We start from the raw sequence: 20,442 nt of genomic DNA on the forward strand, positions 1-20,442 counted from the left end.
CTTGTTTTCTTTATTTCAATATTGTTACAAAGCCCTTATACTTGCGATTACCATTAAGGTCTATGATATAGTAATAGGTATCTTGCGGCAAGTCTTTGCCTTTATAAGTGCCATTCCAGGGTTCTTTGTAGCCTACCGAACTGAATACTTCACTCCCTTCCCTGTTGAGGATGGAAACTCTGGCATTGGGATGAAGCCTGATGTTATCGATGATCCATGTGTCGTTTACCCCGTCCCCATTCGGTGTAAAGGCGGTTTTGATCACCAGTTCGAGCGCCGGATTTGCCTCCAGGGTGATCACAAAACTTTGTTCTATGAAATCACCTGAGGCATCTGTTGCACGCAACCTTATGGTTCTGGTTGCTCCATCCTCAAAATCAAGCGTGGTATTGGTCAATAAAGCATCGCCGGAAATAGTAAAAGCTTCATTGTCGGTATCTCCTGATCCGCTTACCAGACTATAAGTATGTGTATCTCCAACATCTGCATCTGTTGTGGTTAATGTTCCGGCTTCAAAGCCTACTGCCACATCTTCTCCAATGCTTTGATTTGACAAACTCAAGGCAGTTGGTACATCATTCACTGCGTTGACAGTAATAGTGATTTGTTCAGTAGAACTAAGTACCCCATCGGAAACCTTTACATCAAGTATTGTCACTCCGAATTGATTCGTTTTCGGTGTCAGGGTAAGTATTCGGTTCGATCCATTTCCACCAACAGTTATTCCTGAAATATCAAATACAGTGTTGTTGTCAGTAATAAAACTGAATTGTAAGTCAGCTAAATCAGTATCAGGATCGGCCACGGTGAAATTGATTGCTCCCTGAGTATCTTCGTCAAAAGTAGTGTTTGTCAATCCTGAAATCGAGGGGCGTTCATTAGCATCCGTTACGTTGATCAATACATTTTCAACCCAACTGGTATTAATCCCATCACTCACTGTAATCCCTAAAGTATAGCTTGCAGTAGCTTCGAAATTCAGTAATGTATGATCAATCACACTTAATTGGCCGCTTCCTGTATCAATTCCGAAGATGTTGTCTTCATTTCCGCTTACAATGGTCCAGTTACCGAAAATGGTTGCTGTAACATCCCCATCTGTGGCTACCATGGTTCCTAGAACGGTTCCATTCTCAGCATTCTCATTTACTTCAAAACTTTGTGAAACGGCAATTACCGGACTAACATCATTGACATCATTCACATTGACTATAACAGTTTCTCCGACACTCGCATTCATGCCATCACCGACTGTCAATGTTAAAGTGAAGCCTGCACTATTCTCTCTGTCAAGGTTGCTGTTGTCAGCGATCGTGATTTCTCCGGTTGAGGCATTGATGGCAAATACGCCCTGATCATTCCCTGAAGTAATAAGCCAGTTGTTAAATGTCGTTGCAGTAACATCCCCATCGGTTGCCGCCACGATTCCAACACTTGTTGTATTCGCCAGATTCTCGTCAATAACAAAGTTTTGACCAACAGTGATCACAGGTATAACATCGTTGACATCATTGACATTGATTAATACTGTTTCGGCAACACTTGTATTCACGCCATCACTTGCTGTGACAGATAAGGTAAAACCTGTTGTCCCCCTTTCAAAATCCAGGTCTCCGGAATCACTTACTGTTATTTGCCCGGTACTTGCATTGATGGTAAACGGTGCGATCATATCATTATCCATATCATCATTTCCACTAATGATCATCCAACGCTGAAAAGTAGTGCCCGCATCAGCATCGGTTGCTATTACAGTGCCGACAGAAGAAGCATTTGTTAGGTTTTCCGGAATATCAAAAGACTGGCCCGCAGTAACTACGGGAATATGATCATCATTGGTGATCGTCACTGAAGCACCGTCACTTATATCTATCACAAGTGCTGTGGCTCCTAAAGATGACAGGCTTACTGACAGGATTTCATCTGTTTCCACTTTATCATCAGCCATAGGGCTTACTACAAATGTTTGTATCTCACCGGCAGCTCCGGTAAAAGTTAAAGTCTGGCCGGTAACGGCCGTATAATCGCCATCGGCTGTGGTGGCAGTACCATCTGCCGTACGCACATCCACCGTAAAGCCGCCCTGAACCGCATTGTCCAAAACCGCAGTTACCGTGATCGCACCATCGTTCTCATTCCCGCTGATATCGGCTAGGGTGACCGAGGCATTGTCATCGTTGGCTATGGTGATCGTTGCGCCATCAGTAATTATTACACCTAAAGTTGTACCCGAAAGATTGGATTGACTAACCGTCAAATTCTCATCTGTTTCTAATTTACTGTCACCGGTTGGCGTCACCGTAAAGGTTTGGGTCTCACCGGCAGCTCCGGTAAAAGTTAAAGTCTGACCGGTAACGGACGTATAATCGCCATCGGCCGTGGTGGCCGTGCCGTCAGTCGTATTCACATCCACCGTAAAGCCGCCCTGAACCGCATTGTCCAAAACCGCAGTTACTGTGATAGCCCCATCGTTCTCATTCCCGCTGATATCGGCTATACTGACCGAGGCATTGTCATTGTTATTAATTGTGTAGGTATGAGCTATATTCGTGCCTAAAATTGCATTAGCGGGAGATGACAAAGTAACAACCACGATTTCATCGGTTTCTAAAATGGCATCATCAACGATACCGGCTATTGTGATGTTTTTATTCACTTCTCCCGGGTTGAGGGTCAATGTACCCGCTGCCAACATGTAGTCCGTGCCAGCCATCGCGGTGCCCGAAACAGTGTAGTCTACTGTTACAGTGAGTGTACTGGCTACTGAAAGATCTACTTGCAAATTGGCCGTGTTTACTGATTCTGCACCGTTGGAAGCGGTCGTATTGAACTGTACCGACGGGATATCATCATCGGTGATGGTAACCGTTTGCTGTTGAGTCCCATTCTCCGAACCATTGGTTACCCCGATAATATCGATGATAATGGTCTCACTTGCTTCCGGGACCATGTCATCGATGGCGGTTATGCCGGTAATAGCATTGGCCGACAAGCTGCCAGCAGTGATCGTGATGCCGGTACTGGCCGAGTTGTTATAGTCGGTCCCATTAGTGGCAGTACCTGTATAGTCAAGCGTGACCGTTACATCTCGTCCTGAAACCGCTGAGAGCGTCGCTGTTATACCGGATGTTCCCGCAGCCTCTAAAATTGAGGTAGAACCAACCGTTAGGGTAACGGTTGGTGGATCGTCATCATCTGTGATATTACTGGTTACTTCCTGGGTCCCCGTTTCTGAGCCATTGATTACTGAGGTGACTTCTATGGTGATGGTTTCAGGCGCTTCATCCTGCGTGTCCTGTACCGCGGTCAATGTAGCCGTTCCCGTCAGGTCTCCGGCATTGATGACAATACTGTTTGCTGATAGAGTGAAGTCATCGGTAAGGGTGGCAGTGCTGCCCGCTTTCACACCGAGCATGACGGTGACATTCTTACTACTGGCTGACGACAACGTAGCAGTGAGGGTATTGGTACCTGAAGCTTCTGCCACTGTTGTGGTGGATTGGGACAAGGTAACGGTTGGTGAGGGAGTAACAAAAGATTGTACCACACCATAGCCTGTGCCTACGGAATTAGTAGCATAGGCCTTAAAAGAATATTGTATACCTGTTGTTAAGCCGGTAATTGACTCACCGAATATTCCTGTTGTGGCACTTGCGTCAGCCACTTTAGTTACGCCCGAACCACCGATTTCCGGGTTGTTATTAGCACTTGTTATGGCATACACTATTCCTCTTTCGACTATTGCTGCGCCACCATCTGCGGTAACATTACCTCCTAAAGTGGCTGATGTCGTTGTAATGGATGCAGCAGCTACGGTGGTAACGGTGGGTAGCACAGGGTTGGTAGTATATACCCTCACATGGCCGGCAGCGTTGCCGTTACCGTTATTCAAATTAGCTCCAATGGCCACCATGGAGCCATCGGAACTCAAACTTATAGTACGACCTGATTGATCATCCTCCGCTTCTCCATCGATATCTGCCCCTTGTTGAACCCAGGCACTGCCGTTCCATTGATATACCCGTACATGACCGGCATTGTTGCCGTTACCGTCATTCAAGTTGGCCCCAATGGCCACCATGGAGCCATCGGAACTCAAACTTACAGCAATGCCTGACTGGTCACCCGCCGCTTCTCCATCGATATCTGCGCCTTTTCGAGCCCAGGCACTGCCATTCCATTGATACACACGTATATGGCCGGCATTTTCACCGTTACCGTCATTCTCCACTGCCCCAATGGCCACCGTAGAGCCATCGGAACTCAAACTTAAACCAGAACCTGACGTATCACCTCCTTTTTCTCCATTGATATCCGCACCTCGTTGAACCCATGCGCCACCGTCCCATTCATACACCCGCACATGACCGGTAAATAGGCCATTCCATACTGCTCCAATGGCTACAATGGAGCCATTGGAACTCAAACTTACAGCAACGCCTGACCGGTCATCCGCTGCCTCTCCATCGATATCTGCCCCTTGTTGAACCCAGGCGCTGCCATTCCATTGATATACCCGCACATGACCGGCCTTGTTACTATTCCACAGTGCCCCAATGGCCACCGTGGAGCCATCGGAACTCAAACTTACAGCAATGCCTGATCGATCATTCGCCGCTTCTCCATCGATATCTGCGCCTTGTTGAATCCAGGCACTACCATTCCATTGATACACCCGTACGTGGCCGGCATTTCCGCCGTTACCGTCATTCTCTACTGCTCCAATGGCAATTGTGGAACCATCTGAATTCAAACTTACGGAAGAGCCTGACCGATCACCCGCGGCTTCTCCATCAATATCCCCTCCTTTTTGTACCCATCCACTGCCGCCCCATTGATACACCCGTACATGACCGGCACTGTTGCCATTGTCGCTATTCCCTTCTGCTCCAATAGCAAGGGTAGAACCATCTGAACTAAAACTTACAGAAGAGCCCGATAAATCATTCGCTGCTTCCCCATCGATATCTCCCCCTAGTTGTCTCCATTGAGCATTTAAGGGGATATGAGTACTTATCCCTAAAAAAGCAAGTATAATTGTGTGCTGAAATGCTCGTTGAATAGTGTTTTTTAACATTTTAAATTACTATTTTGTTAACAATGAGGTCAAACTGATCATTCGAGCCAGTCTAATTCCAGTTTGTGCAAGCAGTTCTCATCATTTTTTGGTAAGAAGCGCAATAATCCCGTTGATGCTCGACGCGGCCCTGCCTGATGATAAAATGATGTAACCGGCTGCAAAGGTGCAGCATCTATGATGTTGAATTCCTGTCGATTTTTATCGAAAACCAACCAATTGCCCACCCGACTTTGCATTTTGCACAGTTCATTATACCTTGTGCGGGAAAAAGAATAGTTCTCAATGACGCAGGTTTTGACCGTCTCATTTCTTTTCATAAGTACCCTCCTGCTTGCACAGAATAACGCATCTGTCAGTGTCCTTTCTATTGATATTCATAAGGGAGACATTCCATTGGAAGACCCTCCGGAAAGCGTGAAGTGGGAGACGCTGGAGGAATTTGGTACTATGGATAATACAACTCCTGTGCATTGGCTGAGGTTGACTTACCAGGAACCAAGCCATGAAATGGGTGATTCCATGCGGCAGGGCGTATTGTTATTATCTCTTTTCTTCGACAAGGTAGAATCTTTCAAAAGCCTGAAAGACAACAAGCCCGTTTCCATAACCGGTAAAATGGTTGAATTCCAGGACAGATCCATTGCCAAAGGCTTTTACAAAAACGCCCTTCCACTCCATTTTGATGATAGTGCAATACGCTACATAAAATTGACCTGTTATCGACCTAATTCCCTGGTTAGCCGCTCTTTGACCGACCTGGAGTACCTCTCCCGGTCAAGGTTTGAAAAGCGCTATACCCGGATCCAGTTTTTGTTTGTGCTGATTACCGGTATGGAAATACTTCTGTGCCTGATCTTTTTGTACATGACCTATCTCAACAGATCCTGGGAATATATTTTTTACACATTGCTAATCCTGGCAAGCACATCTGTTTCGATTATTCACTTTCAGGTTTTTGATGAGTTGCTGGGCTTAAGTGCATTAACCCTTTCCATTTTGGAATTTTCCTCCATGGTAGTCATGATTTATAGCTTTTCGGCTTTCGGCGCATATTACCTGAAGTTGTGGACACATGCTAATTTTTGGCATAAGATGATGGTTTCCCCCTATATTCTTATCGTCATTCCTCTCTATATCTATACCGACTATTTCTACCTTGGCCGTATTGTCCAGATCTATTTTTTCATAGTAACCATAAGCATTGCGATCGGTTTAATTAAGTCTTACAAAAAGTATGCTCACAGAGTACGCATATTTCTGCTTGCGCATGGGAATAATTTTTTGATGGCCATTGTGACAATCATGGCCTTAAAAGATATCCTTCCACATAATTTTTTTACAGTTAGTATCATGTATCTCAGTTTTGTTTTGCGCGATGTGATTTTTGTCATTGACCTGGTGAAGGATTTTTTTAATAATAAAACCAGGATGATAATAAAGGAAGCGGAGGTAGCCCGACTTCAAAAGGAAAAAGAAGAACTGAAAGCAATTGAAAGGTCTAAAACTACTTTTTTCAACAATATCTCCCATGAACTTAGAACACCACTTACCCTGCTTTTGGGGCCCTTGAAAGATATACTCACGCATGAAAAACTTCCCGGGAATCTGAAACAGGAACTGAGTATGTCCATGAGAAATGGCACATATCTGCTACAACTGGTCAATGAAATACTGGATCTATCCAAACTTAATCATGGAACGATGCGTGTCTTGAAGGAAAAACGGGAAGTTGTTCCTATTTTGTCAGGCATTATTGAATCTTTTAAAAAATATGCCGATGAAAAGGAGCAGACCATCTCTTTCGAGTATCCCTCTGATAAAGTATCAGTACACATAGACCAGGTAATGTTTGAAAAGATCATTATCAACCTGTTGTCAAATGCCATAAAATATAGCCAGCCTCAAAAGGACATTCAGGTAAAAGTAAAGGAATATGAGCAGACCGTTATCATTGCTGTAGAGGACTCAGGAATTGGGATCTCCCGGAGCGACATCGATAAGATATTTGACCGCTACTATCAGGTAGATCCCGATAGTTCTGCCGGCGGAACCGGACTTGGTTTGTCTATTGTAAAAGAATTCATGGAAATGCATGGAGGCCAGGTACAGGTAAAAAGCGAAATTGGAAAAGGATCGGTGTTTGAGCTAACTTTTTTTAAGGTGATTTACGAGAACGGAGCACTGGAAAAAGATGCCACATCACAGGCCATCAATTCACTCAAGTCGATAGATCCCTCCAAATCAACGTTATTGCTCGTAGAAGATAACCATGATATGAGACAGTACCTGGACCATCAGATGACGGAGTACAATATATTTGAAGCGGCCAATGGTCTGGAAGCTTTGGACCTGCTAAAGTCTATTCCCCGGCCGGACCTCATTCTTACTGACTACATGATGCCTGTGATGGATGGTGCGGTATTTATACAAAAACTGAAGCAAGATGAAGTATTCTCTATGATTCCAGTGATTTTCCTTTCAGCCCGCACGCTTCAGCGTGACAAGGTAGATATATTGAACCTTGGTGTAGACGATTACATCATTAAGCCATTTGATATGCAAGAGCTTAAGTTGCGAATCAATATTTCATTAAAAAATTCGCGGAGCAAAAATAAAAGTACAACCATCTCTGTCGACGGGTTTCCTCTTTCCGAAATGGCACAGTTTAAAAAAAATCTGGATACTTATATTATTCAAAATATTCAAAACCAAAAGCTGAGTGTTCTGGATTTGGCTTATCATTTTGCTATAAGTGAAACCAGCGTAAGGCGTAAAATAAAAACGGTAACCGGACAAACCCCGGCTGCTTACATCAGGGAAATTCGCCTGCAACTGGCAAAACGTAAGATTGAATACAACGAACGGTCCAGCATTAGTGAGATTGCTCATGAACTGGGCATGAGCAACTTATCGCACTTTACACAAGCATTTAAGAAAAGGTTTGGGAAACTGCCTTCGGAGTATTTTGAGAAGTTTTATTGAACCCCAAGTGTAGCTTTCTCCGGAAACCCGCTGTTCCCGGTCTACCGAAAGGGGACTGTTACCTACCGCACTCTCCGGAAGCCTCATGGGCTTTTAAGAAATGCTGTTCGAAGAAATACGTTGGCAGGAAAAAGATTTAGTGAAAGAAATGTAGCTATAGAAAGGAAAGGCTTAAAAAGGCACCGGTTTTATATTCCCGGAACTGTGGACGCTGACAAACTAAGATCATTCTATAATTGTGCGATAATCACCGAATAGTCATATGGATAAACCAATAGATCGTCTTTTACAATAACCCCTCCGTAGGCACTGCATTTTATCGAATATTTATAATTCAAATGAGGTTTTTCATAAAAATTAAGACTATGTCTGTCCCTTGTAATAAACCACCCGTTTAATTCCCAGTATTGTAAAAAACCTGGCATAAGACCTGCGCCCTCCAATATATCACCATTTGATTTGTTTATTAAATTAAAGGTTTCACCCGATCCTGCTATTAACTTATCATCGAAAGCTAAAAGCGTTTTTATATCATAATCCTTTTTCCATACAGTATGGGCAGTAAAAGCGTCTAAGCAATAAACAGTTCCTTTTTGATTACTAAAATATATAAAACCTTTGTCTACTATCAGGGAATTTGCCACAGACAAATGATCAATATCCTTCATCCAGTTAAGCACACCATGATGAATATGAATGGAATAAAGGTTACAATTATTGGTAAGCGCAAATAAGTTGTTATTATTCACCTTTATATCGCTGGATAAGTAAGAATCAATTTTAACCTCCCAGTTAATTTTGTTTTTTTGATAGTCAAAAGATTTAATAAAACCATCTGACGTGGAAAAATACAAACATGAGTCATGCCATAAGATTCTAAATAATCCTTTGCCACTACTAAAACCATCGACGGCTTTTTTTCTCAAACTTGTAAAGTCTCGTTCGAATAACTCCGCGCCATTTTCATGATCGAGCATGAAAAACCTGGTTCTTAATGTATCATCTCGCAGACTTGCTACAGTATCGAATTCAAAAACAAACAAATTATTCGCGTTACCTAAAATGCTATTACTATAGCCGATCTTCTTTGTCCACAATACAGAATCCGTATCTCTGATGTGAATGGCAGCCAGCTCCCTTTTTGCATCATCGAAGTAAAACAATATCGAATCTTTTAATACTACTTCCCTATTGTAGGTTCGATTCAATTTCTTTTTTGAAATGATACCGGGTTTTACAAAATTTTTGTTGACATCCGAACATCCTCCAATCCATAGTATGGAGGTTATATAAAAAACTAAAAATCGGATACAGGCTCCTGAACACATACTTTCCGAATTGTATTTTTAGTCAAAGGCAGATATTATGAAAACTTCACTGCGCCCGGAGGCGTTGAAAGGAAACTTTTTAAATAGTCGATAACAATTCACACAATTTATGTCGAGGCTGTCTCATAAGCGCAATCGATGCCGCTTAAACCACATTTCCTCTGACCCGGCCCGGCGTTTGTTAACACAAAGCTGTCCAATAAATGTCATATTTCGACTTTTAGCCAAATTTTATCCGGATCAACAACCAAAAATTCTCCCTACTACCCTCAAGAAGAAAGCCAACCAATGTTAATCCAAACAAAATTTGGTTAAAAGTTCTACGACAACACTTATAAGACAATATCTTCTTTTATATGTAAATGAGTAACTTCCTTTACCCCTTCCACCCATCTCATTCCTCCAAACCAATAAGCTCCCTCACACCCACACCCAAACTCACACTCAAACTTCCCAGCCTTTTCTGTAGGCCCTTCCTACGAATTGATTCGCAGCTTCCAGGTTGGTGATTTTCATGTTTTCTCCATCCCATAACAGCTTTTTCCGGGCATAAAACTCCATTTTTCCCTGGCTGTTTTCCCGTCTCAACATGTAGCTGCGGATGGCCAGATTTCCCATTAAAACAGTTTCGGTCATGGGGCCGGCGTAATCGAAAGATGAAGTTAACGCATGGTGTTCTTTACTGTCAAAGCCAGCTTTGCAAGCATCCACCCATTTGCGGTGGTGACCATATTCGGGCTCATCTTGGGGCTCTGCCTCAGGGCCAAATTCGGTGGTTCCGTCGTTAAGGTAAAGTTTTGGCATCAGGGGTGAACTATCATTGATGTTTGTAGAAATGAGCCCCTTATCGCCCATGATTAACACGCCATTGTTACTGCCACTTCCACCTATATCACTGTTGGCGGGGATGATTTCAGGATGTGATGGCCTGATACCTCCATCGCTCCAGGTCATCTCAATGGGGGATTTGCTTTTATCCGTAGCGGCAAAGTGCAGGGTGATAAAGGAAGCCGGTGGGCATCCTTCCGGATGATAATCGGGTGTCCACATCCGGGAATAAACAGAAGCCACACTGCACTCGGCATCAGTAGGGTATTTCAACCCCAAAGTCCTGAAAGGGATATCGATCAGATGGCAACCCACGTCGCCGAGCGCGCCTGTTCCGAAGTCCCACCATCCTCTCCAGTTAAACGGGTGTAAGTTAGGTGTAAAGGGTCTTTTTTCGGCAGGCCCCAGCCATAAATCCCAGTGCAAATCTTTGGGTTTCAGACGCTCATCCGGCCTGGGCATGGCAAAACCTTGTGGCCAGACCGGGCGGTTGGTCCAAACCTGAACTTTCGATATTTTTCCCAGCACACCCGAATCCACCCATTTCCGGACCTTATTCAGAAGCGGATTGGAAGCTCCCTGGTTGCCCATCTGGCTGACAATTTTGTTTTTTCTTGCCATTTCGGTAAGCATTCTGGCCTCTCTGATGTTGTGGGTCAATGGCTTTTGGACATACACATGTTTTCCCCTTTCCATAGCAAAAGCAGCGGCGGGCCCATGAACATGATCAGGTGTAGAAATTGTAACAGCGTCAATGTCCTTCTCTTTGTCCAGCATCACCCTGTAATCAGGATACTGTTTGGCCTTGGGGAAGTTCTTGACAGACCGTGTAGCAGAACCAGAGAAATCTACATCGCATAGTGCCACTACTCTTTCACGTTTGTCGACAGATGCATTCAGAATATCGCTGGTTCCTTTTCCTCCTACCCCAATGGCCGCCAGGTTTAACTGATCACTTGGTGCCAGAAACCCTCCGCCTCCCAGCACATGTCTGGGTACAATAAAAAAGGAGGAGGCAATAGCTCCGTTTTTAATAAAAGATCTGCGGGATGTGGTTGATTGCCCTGTTTTTCGTTTCTTCATGTTTTTGTAATCTTTTGTTTTTTCAGCTAAGACTACAATGTACGAAATGTTTTTTTTATTCACCACCCCTACTCACTTCTTAAGCTTTGCGAGGGATTTGTGGCGGCAGCCCTGAATACCTGAATACTCACGATTATACAGGTGAGCAAAAGCGTCAAAATTCCTCCACTGAGGATCATCCATATTTCTATGGTCACACGGTAGGAATAATCCTGCAACCACTGGTACAAAAGCCACCAGGTAACAGGTGCGGAAAGGAAAAAAGCAATGAATATCAGCCTGATAAAGTCACTGGAAAAGAGGGAAAGAATACTCATTACGGAAGCTCCGAATACCCTGCGGATACTTACTTCCCTGGTACGTCTCTCAGCGGTAAATGCGGTCAGACCGAAGAGCCCCAGGCATGAAATGGCTATGGCTAGTATAGCAAAAAGATTGGCAAGCTTTCCTATGAGCTCAACGGTTGCGTATTTTCTGTTAAAATCCTGGTCAACAAATGAATATGAAAATGGAAATTCAGGGTTATACTTTTCAAAAACTTCCTCGATACCTTCCATGACGGGCCTGACACCTGTATTGTCCGGAATCCGGATCAGCATAAAATTCATCCAATCCGCAACAAATAAGAAAAGTGTCCGGGCTGCCGGTTGGTAAGGTAAACCCATAATAACATCATCAATGACACCTATAACCGTGTAATCTATACCCCCTAATTTTATCTGGCTGCCTAGGGGATCTTCCAATCCCATAAAATCTAAAGCCGACCTGTTTAAAATAACCGAAGCGCTATCATTAAAAGCTGTATTAAAATCCCTTCCCTGAATCATATTGGCGCCCAAAGTGGTTATATAATCATGGTTAATGCTAATGATCCCAAAAAAAACTTGCTGTTCCTCGGTTTGTCCCGCCCATTCAGGTTTGCTCCATGCGCTAATCCGGGTTAACGGGCTTGAAGATTTACTGACAGCGGTTGCAAGTGACTGATCAATCAGTTCCCTTTTGATAGGTCCATAGTTTTTTTGAATATCACCTGTAACCGGCACCATGAGGAGATTATTCATATTGTATCCAAAATCGCGATCCTTGATATGATGGATCTGATTGTAAATCACTATAGTGCCGATGATAAGTCCGATGGAGAAAAAGAATTGGGTCGTTACCAAAACTTTACGGGGAAGGTTGCCCTGCTTTTGGCGGCCAACCCGTCCTTTTAAAACACCGATCGGTTTGAGTGAGGAAAGAAAAAGCGCCGGATAACTTCCGGATATAAGCCCTGTCACTAAAATGAATGCCAGGGCCATGAACCACAAGAAAGGATCTGCATAATCGATAGATAACTCCCTACCCACCAGCGAATTGTAAAAGGGCAGTGACGCCTGAACCATTCCAAAAGCCAGCCCCAGCGAAAGGACGGTCATTAACACCGTTTCACTGAGAAACTGGAAAACAAGTTGCCTTCTGCTCGACCCGACTACTTTGCGGATACCTACTTCTTTTGCCCGTTTCTCAAGCCTTGCGGTAGATAGATTAATAAAATTAATACATGCCAACCCGAGAATCAGCAGCGCGATGATCGAAAAAATCCTAACATACACAATGGCTCCCCCCACACTTTTGCCGTCACGAAATTCTGAATGTAAATGGGAATCTTTTAACGGAAACAACAGCAACTCATTATCAGAATCGGTAAGATGCCTTTTGATGATATCCCGGATCCGGTTTTCGAGCGCCAAGGCATCTACCTCTTTTTCTAACTGAATGTACATAAGCCATGAGCTGTTATTCCATTTTGTAAGCGCTTCCTGCATCTCCGGATAAAGCCTCATCATCACCTGAAATGGTATCAGGCACTCAAACTGCAACGTTGAATTGTCGGGTGGATCTTTTACCACGCCTGAAACAATAAGATCGGCACGGTTATCCATACGAAGTACTTTGCCTAACGGATCTTCCTTACCGAACAAAGCAGCAGCCGTCGACTCAGTCAATACAATACCGGATGGATTATTAAATTGCTCATCGAACGCCCCCTTCACCAACGTGAAATCAAACATTCGCAGAAAATCTTCACTTGCGTAATGAAACGACCTTTCCAGTCTTACATCCTCGTATGAAAGTACAACACTGCCTTGAATATCGTCGGTTGGGCTCACATACCTGATGCCCGGTGTCGTTTTTAGTTCCTCCCAGAGGGCCAGGGGAACAACATTTTGAGTAAAGATACCGTTGTCACCGGCACGGTTAATATAGACCCGGTACAATCTGTCGATGTTGCTGTGAAATTTGTCCCAGGACAATTCATCATACACCCATAAACCGATTAAAATAGTAACGGCCATGCCTACCCCAAGTCCACCAATATTAAGAAAGGAGTAAACCTTATTTTTTACCAAATGCCTCCATCCGGTTTGAAAATTACTCTTGATCATAGTAATATGATTTGTTTTATTAATTCCACTGAAATTTTTGATAACAGAAGGTCTCAGCAATTTTAAAATCTCGTACCTGTATTTCTTACGGGCATACTTCAGTCCATGTGTTCTAAAATTTTTATGAAAAGTTTCTTCCAGATCACCCTGCAATTCTTCATAAAGGTGCTCCTTGCAGCACCATTTGAAGAGTCTGGCATAAAAGGCCGGAATTTTGTCCTGAGTTTTCATGCATTGGAAATGTTTGGCAACCGTCCTGGGATGGCCTTATAAAATTGTATGCGCAACTGTTCTGCATTGTGTAGTGCTTCCCTTCCTGCCTTGGTTAATTCATAAAATCTTTTTTGACGCCCTCCCCTTTCTGCAGTAGCTCCGCCCATGCCGGATTTTAAAAACCCTTTTTTCTCGAGTCGTGATAAAGCACTATGTAACGCACCTCTACTGATACTTCTGCCAATACGATTGGCAATTTCCTCCTGAATGGAGACTCCATAGGCTTTTTTATCCAATACCACGATGGCTAATAAGACAATCTCCTGAAATTCCCCCAAATATGATCCTTTCATAATACGTATTTTGTATTCATATACGAATATAATTAACAATTATTTCTTTCGCAAATGAATACATAATTAATTCAAAACCTTTCAAAAATGTTTAAGGGGCAAATTTGCCGGTTTAAAATGAACTTGATCCGGTGAAAGGATCATTTTATATACTGGTAGGCATTGAGAAGGCTTTAATCGATTTTTTTTCACTAAGTGCCCGCGATTGGTGGGATCGAACCTCAAATTCAGATCACCTCACACCCTATAGCGTGAGTATCTGGGTGTGTTGCACAACTTAAGAAAATGCCCGTATCTTTCGGTGAAAATCGCTGTGGCTCTTTGTGTCTTGGTGCCTTCGTGGTGAAAAATGGTTAACCACAAAGGCACCAAGACACAAAGAATTTTATCGAAAACGTTGTGCAACAGCCATAGACGCTCGTGCTTCCCTGCTATTGGTGGCATACACCAACGCACGCTGGCGCAAGATACTTTGAAATAAACCCATCAGAATACATGATTGTCCCGTTTTTCTGTGATGTAAAGTTCATCCACATCTCTGCCCGGTCCTTCGGAGAGCTCGCTGTATCGCTCCACAAGTCTCAGGAATGCATCACCATAACCTTTACTTCTAATTTCTTCGAGTTTTTCTAAAGCATCCTGTAGTCCGGTGTACTCCCCATAGGTGTACCGGTGGAGGCCATCCTTGCCATCATGTTTGAGTACATCCCGGAGGTCCTGAAGAAAGCTTTTATGGACAGTGATGGGATTTAACAGGGCCAGTATCTGGATCGTATAAACTTTCTCCGGCTCCTTTTCTTCGACAATGACGGTATCCTCAGCGATTACTTCAGGCTCAGGTTCCGATGGTTTAACCGAGAAGTGGTACAGATCGTCATCGCCCATGCCTCCGGGGCGGTTTGATGAGAAATAGCCCCAGTTTCCTTCCCCGTGCAAAACAAAAGCAAAATCATCTTTTCCGGAATTTATCGGCGATCCAAGATTTTCAATGGTTCGCTCTGAATGAAGGTAGGCACGGTAAATATCTAAACCACCCAGTCCTCCTTTACCATCGGAAGAAAAATACAGGATACTATCCTGGGTGACGAATGGAAACATTTCATTGCCCTCTGTATTGATTTTATCCCCCAGGTTTTTCGGTGCTCCCCAACCTCCGTCTGCATACTGGCTGACATAAAGGTCGGTTCCCCCTTCCCCACCGGGCATATTAGATGAAAAATAAAGCAGCTTTCCGTCCTGGCTTGCTGCTGCATGGCCAACGGAATAGTCACCATCCCCAAAAGATATCGGGGCCGGTTCATTCCAGGACCCATTTTCGGTTTTATGTGTTTGAAAAAGCTGGAAACGGATCGTTTGAAAGTCTTCTTCTTTATCACTTTTTGCCTCGATGCTGTTACGTGTAAAAATCATTTTTTCACCATTTTCATAAATGACGGCCGGCCCTTCATGGTATCTGGTATTTATACTTTTTGGAAGTTTGGTCACCTGACCGGGGTTTCCTTCCTCATCATATATGCTCTGATACAGGTCGAGGTAGGCACTGTTGGTCCGCTTATAGCGCTTTCCGGGGGCTACTTCTTCCCTGGCCGAAGCAAAAATGATCCCATTTTCCATAAATCCTGCACCAAAGTCAGAATAAGGCGAGTTAATATTCAAGGGTGTAATCGTGTAAATATCTTCATGTTTATAGTAGTCGGATAAGTTGGCCAGAGCGGCAAGTTTTTTCACGGAACGGCTGTCATCAGGGGCATTCTGAGCATGAAGCTTGTACCATTCAAGGGCTTCTTCGTATTTTCCGTTACTCATGAGTATTTCAGCATATTCAAACTGGTTTTGTACGGGTAGTTCTTTTGCCGATGCTTTCCGGTACCATTCTTCGGCCGATGGCAAATCCCCAATATTTTTATAGGATGAAGCAATCCTTAATTGTATGAACTGATCATCCCTCTCCTGAGCAATTTTCTCATACAAATTAATCGCATTAATGAAGTCCATCTTGATGTAGAGTGCTTCTGCCCGTTGAAGCTTTCCACCTGCCCTGCCCTGATCATTTTGCTGTGCTTTAATAAACGGCGGCAGCAAAAAAAGGAAAGCTATAAAGAGTATATCGAATGCTTTCATACCACTTTGTTTAGAAGGTTGATAATATCTGATTTATAAACCGAAACCTGGCGCAAGCGTCCCGATCGTGCCTTTCAACGCCGGGAAAACACAAACGAGACACGCTCGCTATCAGAAATTTCAGGGAAACGCCTGCGCTTGCGACTCTTAACGTTGTGGTAGACACAAGCGGAACATGGGTGTTGCACAACTCAAACACGTGCCTGTATTTTTTTTTATCGGCAAAAATCGCTGTGTCTCTTCGTGCCTTTGTGCCTTCGTGGTAAAAAATGGTTAACCACAAAGACACAAAGGCACAAAGAACTTTGCCTAAAACGTTGTGCAACAGCCACGGAACGCTTGCGCCATTTGTGTGCCATGTGAAGTTTGTACCTCTCCGCGTCTTAAAAGCACGAACGAAACGCTCGCGCCATAAACGCACATGCTGGTAAGCTGCTAATGTTCTATTTATTGCTTTCATGGCTACACCAAAAAGTTTTAAAAATAACGGGGCGAAAGGATCCTTTCGGGCACTTTTTTAGCGACCCGGTAATTCAACATGATCTCTCCTGACCCTGAACTGACATTGCCTAACTCAGAGTTAATAAAGTCATAGGCAAATCCAAGTCTCAGCTTGTTGTTGAACTGAATTTCCAAAAGCGCATTCAATGAGTTGAGATTTCTGAATGATAATCCTAACCACAATGATTCCCTGATCAACAAATTGGCATTCAGGTCGATGTTAACCGGCGCCCCCGGGACTGACTTGACCAGCACATGGGGCTTGAGTTTCAGAAAAGGGTTCAGGTCAAATAAATACCCAGTGGTTATAAAATAATGGCGCAGTTGCCTTGCCTGTAGCACGATATCACTTTTGTCAAATGAATTTTGCAGCAAAAGTGGTACGGAAAAACCGGCATAAAACCTGGATGTGCTATAATAGATACCGGTACCGAAATTGGGGAGCAAAGCAGATACATTTTGATCAAAACTCGGATCGGTTATACCCGGGGGCAATGCCAGGCTGGTTAATTCCTGCGTTTGGCTTGTGAGGCCTGCCTGAAGTCCCAGGGCTAAGTTGCCATTCCTGACAGGTATTTTGTAAGCGTAAGAGGCGTAAAAGTTCAATACCTCGGTTACTGCTATCTTTTCCCTTTCCGCCAATAAACCTATACCCACTTTTTTTTGCGGCCCTACCGGCATATGCCCTGAAAACATTTGATTGGAAGGCCCTCCGTCAAATCCCAACCACTGCTCCCGCGCCAGAACTGTCAGATTCAGTGTTTCGTCGCTTCCCGCGTACGCAGGATTCAGTGCCAGACCATTAAACATGTATTGAGTGAACATAATCTGCTGCTGGCCCCGGCAAATATGACCTATACAACAAAGGGCAAGGCTCAATAAAAAATTCCACAAAAATCTACTTTTCATACCCGTTAAAATTTATCTTTTAAGCACCACGTAACCTTTCAGTGCCGGTTGCCTGTTCCCCAGGTCAATGACATAAAAATAGGTGCCATCAGGTGCCAGGCTACCACCGATTCTATTCCCCCCGGTGGTCTGGCCCAGCCAGGCTTTGCTATGATTATTGTATCCGGTCTGCTGAAAAATCAGATCTCCCCAAATATTAAATACCTTGACTACACTGTTTGGATATGCCTCTATCCCGGCAATTTCCCAATGATCCAGAATTCTGTCCCCATTCGGCGACAATGCCTCAGACACAAAAATTGCTTGCTCTTCGGGTAGGTCTACCGGCGGCGGTGTCGGAGGAGGTAGTGATGGTGTGGCCTGAGTATTAATAACGATCACTACTTCATCACATAGCTGATTAGGACGGTTATCGCAGACCATAACCCTGAACGTCTCTACGCCGGTAAAACCAGCCGCCGCGTTATAGGCAATACAGGTCTCGGAAGGATTCACGAGATCAGCAGTCCCCCCTTCTGACAATGGTCCCAGAGAAGAAATAAACAGGCTGTCCAAATCAACGTCTATAACATTCAGGCAAACATTTAAGAGAGAATCCGGGGCAATCGTAAAATAAAGTGAATCCACTTCCATTCCTGCCTCATCTGTAATCGACGGATGGTTATTAGGAAATGCACACCAGGTGAAATTGCCTATTCCCAAACGCTGTTCTGCGGGGTTGGCAGGGGCGTTTTGCGCATTGGTAAAAATGACCTGCACCGAATCAACCGGAACGAAGTAGCATATAGAGACATTACCATCGGTACCTACCGCATCGTCCACAGGCGCATTCCCGGTAAAGCTATTATGACTATTAAAATCTACGGCTGTTCCTGCTGTAAAGTTAACAGGCATTAAATCAACCCTATTTCCACCCCGATAAGCATTGACAATGACCGAGTCTGTAAAGCCCCCGGGGTTGGAATCAATATCCAGCAGATCGAGGCAGAACTGATCTACCGGCCGATTAAATGATATCCAGGTGCTGGCAGCTTGCGTGTTTGTAGTTGCATCCTGTTTCCAAACTGCTGAATTAATGCCCTGGAAAACATCTTCATTCATAAAACCGGTTTGAATATTATCAGGATCATCGGTCCGAAAGTTAATAAGTAATCCCTTTTTAATAAGTCTCAGCTTATCAATATGCTGCGCTGCCTGCCGGTCGTTCCAGTCAATTGTATCTTTGCTGCTGCACGCCACACGAACGAGCACAGTGGCCGTATCTGTTTTAGGAAGTGAATTACAAAAAACCGCTGTATCAGATAAAACATATTTCACCGTATCAATACCAATGAAGCCAGGGCCGGGAGCGTAACTGACGGTGCTATCATTATTAATCAATGTGGCACTTCCCGACAAAGGATAACCTGACAATAAATTGACTATGACTGGTTTTGTACTAAAGTTCGCATCGTTGTCGCGAATGTTAATATCCCGGGAGCTGTTTTCGATAGTACTTCCCAGGTCGTCCACTGCTTCCGGCTTAAAATCTGTAATCCTGGTATTCTCCCCACCGTTATTGCCATTTGGGCTGTAATCGTAAACTACCGGCGTGGAAGCGCCTTCTTCATCAAAACGCCATAACCCAATTATACCGGCTTCATCACCTCTGAACATGGTACATCTGTTATTGGTGATTTCAGCGGCTGTTCGCGCTACGCTCCAAATACGAAGTTCGCTCATATATCCTTCGAAAAAATTCGGGCTTGGAACAGCATCTCCTCCTATCACCAGCTTACCTCCCGCACTTTCCGGAGGGTCGATCAACTGTGCGGAGGTACCAACGGCATTGGTGGTAAGTGCGCCATTAATATAAATCGCAACGTCATTGGTGCTTACTACCGGACCGGCAACATTTTCATAAGATACCGCAACGTGATACCATTCGTTTTCCCGGAGCACTTCTGTGGTTCTTTTGGTAGATGAAGGCTGCCCGCCAAATGTTCTGAACTCCAGTTGTCCTGAGTTCAAAAGCCGCAGGCAAAAAGCTTCAAACTGAGGTGAACCGTTCGTTCTGTACCGGCTTACCAAATGGGCTTCATTAGCTGACAGTGGGAGCTTTTTAATCCTGAGCCAAAGTTCGATGGTAAAGGATTGATTAAAAAGTTGCAACTCATCACTATTGAGGATCGTCAATGAATCTTTCAGGGCAAGGCCGTTGAACTCAATGAACTTACCAAAATCACTTCCCGGCACACTTGCATCCACCAATGACGGGCCACTCTCCCCTGACGCATTGGTGGCTGTGATATGGTAAAAATAAGTTACCCCGTTTTTTACATTATTGTCTATATATTGTGGCGCCGGGGTTGCTGTAACGGTTGTCAGGTTAACAAAGTTTACCTTATCCAGCGAACGATACACCGTATAGTTGGAAACATTCTCTGCTCCGGGATTGGCCGACCAATTCAGTTCATTTTGACGATCATGTCTTACAATATAAAAATTGTCAGGAGCCGTAGGAACCTGGGCTTCTGCCGCGCTGAATACCCACCAACCTAGCACAAGCAGGAGCGCCCGCCTGAGCGGGACTCCTGTTATTTCCTTATTTGACTTGACAGTAAGTTTCATATTAA

Annotated in this window: 9 protein-coding genes; 1 reads left to right on the forward strand and 8 read right to left on the reverse strand. The window is 44.1% G+C overall.

Annotated elements, in window-relative coordinates; translation table 11 throughout:
* Positions 1–10 precede the first annotated feature (10 nt).
* Positions 11–5,077, reverse strand: coding sequence for a Calx-beta domain-containing protein (locus tag AC04NP_RS13930; protein ID WP_482860372.1), 5,067 nt, complete (start codon positions 5,075–5,077; stop codon positions 11–13).
* A 285-nt stretch (positions 5,078–5,362) separates the two neighbouring features.
* On the opposite strand from AC04NP_RS13930, the gene AC04NP_RS13935 reads away from it, so the two are divergent.
* Positions 5,363–8,062 carry an ATP-binding protein gene (locus tag AC04NP_RS13935; protein WP_482860373.1) on the forward strand — a complete coding sequence of 900 codons (2,700 nt, stop codon included), beginning with the start codon at positions 5,363–5,365 and terminating at the stop codon, positions 8,060–8,062.
* A 230-nt stretch (positions 8,063–8,292) separates the two neighbouring features.
* Here AC04NP_RS13935 and AC04NP_RS13940 read toward each other — a convergent pair whose 3' ends face one another.
* The 7 genes from AC04NP_RS13940 to AC04NP_RS13970 all read right to left on the reverse strand — a co-directional run bounded on the left by AC04NP_RS13940 (position 8,293) and on the right by AC04NP_RS13970 (position 20,437).
* Complete coding sequence (locus tag AC04NP_RS13940; RefSeq protein WP_482860374.1) at positions 8,293–9,270, reverse strand: outer membrane protein assembly factor BamB family protein; 978 nt, start codon at positions 9,268–9,270, stop codon at positions 8,293–8,295.
* 564 nt (positions 9,271–9,834) lie between these two features.
* Complete coding sequence (locus AC04NP_RS13945; protein WP_482860375.1) at positions 9,835–11,301, reverse strand: Gfo/Idh/MocA family protein; 1,467 nt, start codon at positions 11,299–11,301, stop codon at positions 9,835–9,837.
* Between the two features lie 68 nt (positions 11,302–11,369).
* Entirely contained in the window at positions 11,370–13,961 is a 2,592-nt protein-coding gene (locus tag AC04NP_RS13950) for an ABC transporter permease (protein ID WP_482860376.1), read from the reverse strand.
* On the reverse strand, positions 13,958–14,296 hold the full coding sequence (locus tag AC04NP_RS13955; protein WP_482860377.1) for a PadR family transcriptional regulator: 339 nt from the start codon (positions 14,294–14,296) through the stop codon (positions 13,958–13,960). The genes AC04NP_RS13950 and AC04NP_RS13955 overlap by 4 nt, the downstream gene beginning before the upstream one ends.
* A gap of 486 nt (positions 14,297–14,782) precedes the next feature.
* Positions 14,783–16,417 carry a tetratricopeptide repeat protein gene (locus tag AC04NP_RS13960; protein WP_482860378.1) on the reverse strand — a complete coding sequence of 545 codons (1,635 nt, stop codon included), beginning with the start codon at positions 16,415–16,417 and terminating at the stop codon, positions 14,783–14,785.
* 477 nt (positions 16,418–16,894) lie between these two features.
* Positions 16,895–17,827 carry a PorP/SprF family type IX secretion system membrane protein gene (locus tag AC04NP_RS13965; protein WP_482860379.1) on the reverse strand — a complete coding sequence of 311 codons (933 nt, stop codon included), beginning with the start codon at positions 17,825–17,827 and terminating at the stop codon, positions 16,895–16,897.
* Positions 17,828–17,839: 12 nt separating this feature from the next.
* Positions 17,840–20,437 carry a LamG-like jellyroll fold domain-containing protein gene (locus AC04NP_RS13970; RefSeq protein WP_482860380.1) on the reverse strand — a complete coding sequence of 866 codons (2,598 nt, stop codon included), beginning with the start codon at positions 20,435–20,437 and terminating at the stop codon, positions 17,840–17,842.
* Positions 20,438–20,442 lie beyond the last annotated feature (5 nt).

The sequence above is a fragment of the Agaribacillus sp. DX54 genome, from assembly GCF_056858335.1.